Source organism: Microbacterium sp. (assembly GCF_031988965.1).
Taxonomy (GTDB): Bacteria; Actinomycetota; Actinomycetes; order Actinomycetales; family Microbacteriaceae; genus Microbacterium.
On sequence record NZ_DALZXX010000149.1, the window covers coordinates 1 to 6,879 of the forward strand.

Annotated in this window: 6 protein-coding genes and 1 pseudogene; all 7 read left to right on the forward strand. The window is 68.6% G+C overall.

The features are described 5' to 3' along the window. A pseudogene (locus RTM68_RS16005) lies at positions 1–254 on the forward strand (hypothetical protein); the annotation flags it as partial. A gap of 66 nt (positions 255–320) precedes the next feature. Beyond that, complete coding sequence (locus RTM68_RS16010) at positions 321–1,601, forward strand: extracellular solute-binding protein (protein ID WP_312172809.1); 1,281 nt, start codon at positions 321–323, stop codon at positions 1,599–1,601. A 68-nt stretch (positions 1,602–1,669) separates the two neighbouring features. Next, complete coding sequence (locus tag RTM68_RS16015; RefSeq protein WP_312172811.1) at positions 1,670–2,608, forward strand: sugar ABC transporter permease; 939 nt, start codon at positions 1,670–1,672, stop codon at positions 2,606–2,608. Then, on the forward strand, positions 2,608–3,510 hold the full coding sequence (locus tag RTM68_RS16020; RefSeq protein WP_312172813.1) for a carbohydrate ABC transporter permease: 903 nt from the start codon (positions 2,608–2,610) through the stop codon (positions 3,508–3,510). The genes RTM68_RS16015 and RTM68_RS16020 overlap by 1 nt, the downstream gene beginning before the upstream one ends. Before the next feature lie 3 nt (positions 3,511–3,513). Further along, the gene (locus RTM68_RS16025) at positions 3,514–4,200 is read left to right on the forward strand and encodes a DUF624 domain-containing protein (protein WP_312172816.1); all 687 of its coding nucleotides are present in this window, start codon (positions 3,514–3,516) and stop codon (positions 4,198–4,200) included. Continuing rightward, complete coding sequence (locus tag RTM68_RS16030) at positions 4,197–5,171, forward strand: hydroxyacid dehydrogenase (protein WP_312172819.1); 975 nt, start codon at positions 4,197–4,199, stop codon at positions 5,169–5,171. The genes RTM68_RS16025 and RTM68_RS16030 overlap by 4 nt, the downstream gene beginning before the upstream one ends. Continuing rightward, a partial coding sequence (locus tag RTM68_RS16035; RefSeq protein ID WP_312172821.1) for an acyltransferase occupies positions 5,168–6,879 on the forward strand: 1,712 nt, incomplete at its 3' end. The genes RTM68_RS16030 and RTM68_RS16035, both read left to right, overlap by 4 nt.

Here is a 6,879-nt window from a genome sequence, read left to right on the forward strand (position 1 = left end):
GCCGCCACAGCGGCATCGTCGCGCTGACGCCCGGGGGAGTGCCCTCGATCGAGACCCGGCGAGACGCGAGCCCGCTCGGCGCCACGGCATCCGTCCCCGTCATCACGTACCCGGTGTCGATCGGCGGATGGATCGCGACCGCGGTGCACCTGTCCGACCGCGCCGCGGCATCCGCCCCCTCCGTCCGCATCGACGCCGACGATGTCGTCGTCACGTGGCCCGATTCCCTCACCACCGAACACCGGCTCGCCTGAGTCGTCATCCCGACCCGTCATCCCGCCCCCTCTCGGGCACCCGCCATTGCAAAGGAGCAGTACCCCATGAACCGCAAGATCCTCGCCGCCGGCAGCATCGCCGCTGTCGCGGCCCTCGCCCTCGCAGGCTGCTCCGGCAGCAGCGACGCCGGAGAGAGCACCGACCCCGACGCCCCCGTCACGCTCACGCTCTCGGGCTGGAGCATCGACACGACCCCCGAGTTCCAGACGCTCGCCGACGCCTTCACCGCGGATCACCCGAACGTGAAGATCGAGCTCAAGGAGTACGACGCGGCCGAGTACAACACCCTCGTCACCGCCGACCTCGCCGCAGGATCCGGCCCCGACATCATCACGCAGAAGGAGGTCAAGTACGTCACGACCTTCCAGGAGGGCGGCCAGCTGCTCGACGTCTCGGACGTGGCGCTGCCGGAGGGCATCAGCGGAGCCGACTCCTACGAGGTCGACGGCGCCGCGTACGCCGTGCCCTACCGTCAGGACTCGTGGGTGCTCTTCTACAACAAGGCACTGTTCGACGCGGCAGGCGTCGAGCAGCCCGACGGCTCGTGGACGTGGGACGACTACGCGGATGCCGCGGCGGCGCTCACCACCGACGGGTCGAAGGGCACCTACCTGCACCGCTGGCAGTCGACCGTGCAGGGCTTCGCGAACGCGCAGACCGACACCAGCGTGCTCGACGGCGACTTCAGCAACATGAAGGACTACTACGACAGCACGCTGGCCCTGCAGGATGCCGGTGACCAGGTCGACTTCAACACCTCGACCGCCAACCAGCTCACCTACCAGGGCGAGTTCGGCACCCAGAAGGCCGCGATGATGCTGATGGGCACGTGGTACACCGCGACCCTCATCGCCCAGCAGGCCTCGGGTGAGGCGAACGACTTCGAATGGGGCATCGCCCCCGCGCCTCAGCTCGATGAGAAGACCGCCGGCACCGACAACACCCCCGTGACGTTCGGCGACCCGACGGGCTTCGGCATCAACGCGAACATCGACTCCGCGAAGGTCGACGCCGCCAAGCAGTTCCTCGAGTTCGCCGCATCCGAGGCGGGCGCGCAGGCGCTCGCCGAGATCGGGATCACGCCCGCGCTCACGAACGACGCCGTCGTCGAGTCCTACTTCGCGGTCGAGGGGGCGCCGACGGATGATCTGTCGACCTTCGCCTGGTCGACGCACGACGTGCTGCCCGAGAACCCCACCTCGAGCAAGACGGCGACGATCCAGGGCATCCTCGCCGACCTGCACACCGCCGTGATGTCGGGCTCGGCCTCGGTCGACGACGCCATCAAGACCGCCGAGGACCGCGTGAAGAACGAGGTCGGCTGACTCACTCGGGGGCCGGCCGCCGGTCGGCCCCCGACACCCGACCTCGCGCAGCATCCAGGAGACGAGACATGACCACCACCGAGGCACCGCGCCGTGACGCGGCCCCGCCGCAGACGAAGCCGCCCCGCCGCCGCTCGGCGCTGCGTCGCCGCAACGCCCTGATCGGTTGGAGCTTCATCCTGCCGAACTTCATCGGATTCGGGTTCCTGACCCTGCTTCCGGTGCTGATCCTCTTCTACATGGCGTTCACGAACTGGAACGTCTTCGGCAAGGCCGACTGGGTGGGGTTCGCGAACTTCCAGCGACTGCTCGGCGACGGCAGCTTCCACATCGCGTTCTGGAACACCATCTACTACTCGGTGCTGCACATCCCGCTGACGATCGTCGTCTCGCTCGGGCTCGCACTGCTGCTCAACAACAAGCTCCGGGGCGTCGCGTTCTTCCGCACCGCCGCGTTCTTCCCCTACATCACCTCGATCGTCGCGATCGCCGTGGTGTGGAACCTGCTCTTCAGCCCCGACTACGGCCCCATCAACGAGGTGCTCCGCGCGATCGGCATCTCGGAGCCGCCCGGGTGGCTCACGTCGTCGGAGTGGGCGATGCCCGCCGTCGTGATCGTCAGCACGTGGCGCGACATGGGCTACTACATGATCCTCTTCCTCGCGGGCCTGCAGACCGTGCCGCGCGAGCTGCACGAAGCCGCGCGCGTCGACGGCGCGAACGTCTGGGAGCGCTTCGTCAACGTCACGATCCCGTCGCTGCGCCCCACCATGTTCTTCGTCACGGTGATGCTCACCATCAACTCCTTCAAGATCTTCGACCTGATCCTCGTCATGACCGACGGCGGCCCCGGCCAGTCGACCCTGGTGCTGTCGCAGTTCATCTACAAGAAGGGCTTCGAGGAGTCGCAGTTCGGCTACGCATCCGCCGCCGCCGTGGCACTGTTCTTCCTCTGCATCCTCGTCACGATCGGCCAGTTCCTCTGGAACAAGAAGCGGAGCGCATGATGACCGACACACAGGTGCTCGTCACCGGAGGCACGCTGCGCAAGCTCAACGCCCCCGTCTCGACGGGGCGGACCCGCTCCCGGCTCACGATCGGCCGCACGCTCGGTTACGTCGCGCTGCTCATCGCCGCGGTCGGCCTGCTCGCACCGTTCTTCTGGATGGTCATGAGCTCGCTGAAGAACGCCAACGAGGTGTTCTCGGTTCCCGTGGTCTGGGTGCCCGAGACCTTCGTCTGGCAGAACTACATCGACATCTGGACGAAGTCGAACATGCTCGTCTGGATCCGCAACACACTCTTCCTGGCCGTCAGCGTGACCTTCCTGCAGGTGCTCACCGGCTCCTTCGCCGCCTACGGGTTCGCGCGCATGAAGTTCGCCGGGCGCGACATCCTGTTCCTGGTCTACATCGGCACCATCGCGGTGCCGTGGCAGTCGTACATGATCCCGCAGTTCATCCTGCTGTCGAATCTGAAGGTGTCGAACACGCTGTGGTCGATCATCCTGCTCCAGGCCTTCGGCGCCTTCGGCGTCTTCCTCATGAAGCAGTACTACGAGACGATCCCCGAGGAGCTCAGCGAGGCCGCTCGCCTCGACGGGCTCAGCGAGTACGCCATCTGGCGGCGCATCATGCTGCCGCTGTCGGTGCCCGCGATCGCGAGCCTCACGCTGCTCACGTTCGTGAACACCTGGAACGACTACCTCGGGCCGCTCATCTACCTGCGCAACCCCGACCTGTGGACGATCCAGCTCGGTCTCAAGAGCTTCGTCTCGAACCTCTTCGACACGAACTACGCGCTGCTGTTCGCCGGACTCACTATCTCGGTCGTGCCCATCGCGATCATCTTCCTGCTCGGGCAGAAGTACTTCGTCGAGGGCATCGCCACCAGCGGATTGAAGGGCTGACCGATGAAGCGGGTATCCCACGACGCCTGGGCCACGATCCTCGGGGTCGTCTACCTGGGCCTGATGGTCAACTTCCTCGTGCTCGTCGCGGCATCGCCTCTCGTGGTGCTGCTGATGACGACGGACCCCGCCCTGTCGTGGCCGCTGCTGGCGGTCGCGGCTCCGCTGGCCGCACCCGCGCTGAGCGGCGCCTTCACGGCGTTCCGGGAGTTCGGGCGCGGCGAGCCCCAGGTCGTGCGCTCGTTCCTCCGCGGCTGGAAGGCGACGGCGCGCAAGGGCATGCTGATCGGGGCGGTCGCGTCGGCATCCGTCGTCGTGCTGCTCGTCGACCTGCGTGCGGTCAGCGCCTCGCCGGCATCGGTCATGATCGTGCCGGTTCTCGCTCTGCTCGTCGTGATCGCCGTGGCCACCGCACTCGTGGCTCTCGTCGCCCTGGCCGAAGAGCCTGCCGCTCGGATGCGCGACATCATCAAGGCCGCGCTCTACCTCTGCGTGCGGCGCTGGTACCTCACGGCTCTTTCGCTCGCCGTGCTCGGAGTGCAGGTCGGGCTCTTCACCACGATGCCGGCGATCGCGATCGGCCTCACCTGCGCTCCCGCTCTGTATGTGGTGTGGGCGAACAGCCGGTACACGCTGCGCCCCGTGCTCGACATGGACACCGAGCTCGAGACCGCGGAGGTGCGCGCGTGACGGTACGGACCGCGATGAGCCCCGAGGTCTTCGACCTGCTCTTCGACGACGCACGGCTGCGGCGCCTGCGCGCCCTGGCCCCCTCGACCCGGCTCGCGATCGACGAGGGGGATCTCTCCGACACCGAGATCCTCGTCACCTCGTGGGGCGCCCCGCGGCTCGACGCCGCACTCCTCGATCGCATGCCACGGCTGCGCGCCGTGGTGCATGCGGCCGGCAGTGTGCAGCAGCTGGTCTCCGACGAGCTGTGGGAACGGGGCATCACCGTGACCTCGGCCGCCGACGCCAACGCGGTGCCCGTCGCGGAGTACACCTTCGCGACGATCATCCTCGCGTTCAAGCGCGCCTTCGTGCACATGCGGTCGCCTTCGACGGTGCTGGAGTGGCGCGACCTCGTGGGTTCGACCCGCTACGGCAGCGTCGGCCGCACGGTCGGCATCGTCGGCTTCTCGCGGATCGGACGCCGGGTGGTGCGGATGCTGGGCCAGCTCGACGGCATCCGGATCCTCGTCGCCGACCCGTTCGTCTCGGCGGAGGCCGTGGCGGATGCCGGTGCCGAGCTGCTGCCCCTCGACGACATGCTCGGCCAGGTCGACGTACTGTCGCTGCACGCCCCGGCTCTGCCCGAGACGAGGCACATGATCGGTGCGGCCGAGCTCGCGGCGCTCCACGACGGCGCCACCGTCATCAACACGGCGCGCGGATGGATCCTCGACCACGATGCGCTGCTCGCCGAATGCGTCTCGGGGCGACTGGATGCCGTGCTCGACGTCACCGAACCCGATCCGCTGCCGACCGATTCGCCGCTGCGTGCCCTGCCGAACGTCGCACTCACCCCGCACATCGCCGGATCCATGGGCAACGAGGCCAGACGTCTCGCCGATTCGGCCCTCGACGACGTCGAGGCGCTGCTGCGCGGCGGTGTACCGTCGCAGGTGATCACCCGACTCGACATGGAGCTGAGCGCATGAGCACGCCCGTCGACCCGCACGAGTTCTCGCCCTGGGACTTCTGGCGCGATGCCGATCCGGCGCAGCGCGAGTCGCAGCTCGAGCGTCAGAGGGTTCTGATCGACGGCCACCCCGAGCGCTCCCTGGGCGGCCTCTGCTTCGTCTCGGAGCTGGCGTCGGTCGATCACGAGGCCCTCCGGCTCGGCGACCGCACCTACATCGCCGCCGGGGCATATCTGACCGGCGAACTCGTCGCGGGCGCCGACTGCAGCATCAACCCGTACGCGGTCATCCGGGGGAGGGTGACGCTCGGCGATGCCGTGCGCATCGGCGCGCACACGTCGATCCTCGGCTTCAACCACTCGATGGAGCCAGGCACGCCCGTGTTCCGGCAGCCGCTGACGACCCGGGGCATCGTGATCGGCGACGATGTGTGGATCGGCTCGCACGCCGTGATCCTCGACGGCGTCGCGGTCGGCTCGCACTCGGTGATCGCCGCCGGGGCCGTGGTCACCAAGGACATTCCCGCGGGCGCCATCGTCGCGGGCAACCCCGCGCGCTTCCTGCGCTGGCGGGTGGAACCGGAGGACGCGGCGGTTGTCGCTTCCCGACCCTCCAGCTCCGGTCCAGGACCCGGTGCTCCCGGCCTGGCCGAGCGGGTGGCACGGTTCGGCGATCGCGCGCGGACGGAGGCATCCGCAGTGCTCGCGCGCTCGTGGAACGAGGAGACGGGCATGTTCGTCGACCGCCCCGGCGCCGCCCCGACCGTTCGGGCGCAGGCGGATGCGATCGAGATCGCCGATCTGCTGACCGGCTCCGCTCCGGTGCAGATCCCGGTCGAGGACCAGATACGTCGCCTCCACTCCTGGCAGGATCCGTCGACCGGCGCGGTCGCCCCGCTCGGGCCCGACGGGCGTCCGCAGACGGGCCTCGACTTCTCGCACGAAGACGTCGCGTACCACGTGCTCAGCACCGGATACGCCCTGGATCTGCTCGGCTCGCAGTTCCCTGCGGCGCTCACCTGGGTGACCGATGCGACGCCCGAGAGCGTCGTCGCGTTCTGCCGAGGGCTGCCCTGGGCGTCGGATGCGTGGAAGGCAGGGCACTTCATCGACGGCTTCGGCACAGCGCTGCTGTGGGCGAAGAGAGCCGGCCTCGCCGTTCCGGCGGGCGTGGAGGAGGCACTGTTCGGCTGGATGCTGCTGAACGCCGACCCCCGCACCGGAATGTGGGGGTCCCTCACGCCCGATCGCGGACTGCTGCCCGTCGTCAACGGCTTCTATCGGGCGTCGCGCGGAACCTTCGCGCAGTTCGGCGTACCGCTGCCGCATCCCGAGAAGGTCGTCGACACGGTGCTCGACCACGCGCGCGACCCTCGGTGGTTCGCGACCGGCATGCGCGACGCGTGCAACGTGCTCGACGTCGCGCATCCGCTGTGGCTCACTCGCGGCACCGGGCATCGCTCGGATGAGGTGCGGAGTCTCGCAGGGCGCCTGCTGTCGGATGCCCTGCAGATGTGGGTGCCCGGCGAGGGGTTCGGGTTCCGGGAATCGTCGGAGACGACCCGAGGTCTGACCGCGACGGAGCCCGGGCTGCAGGGCACCGAGATGTGGCTCGCGATCGTCTGGTACCTCGCCGACATCCTCGGGATCGCCGGCGAGCTCGGCTACCGCCCGAAAGGGGTGCATCGTCCGGAGCCCGCGGCGACCCTCGGCGACTCCAGCCCCTG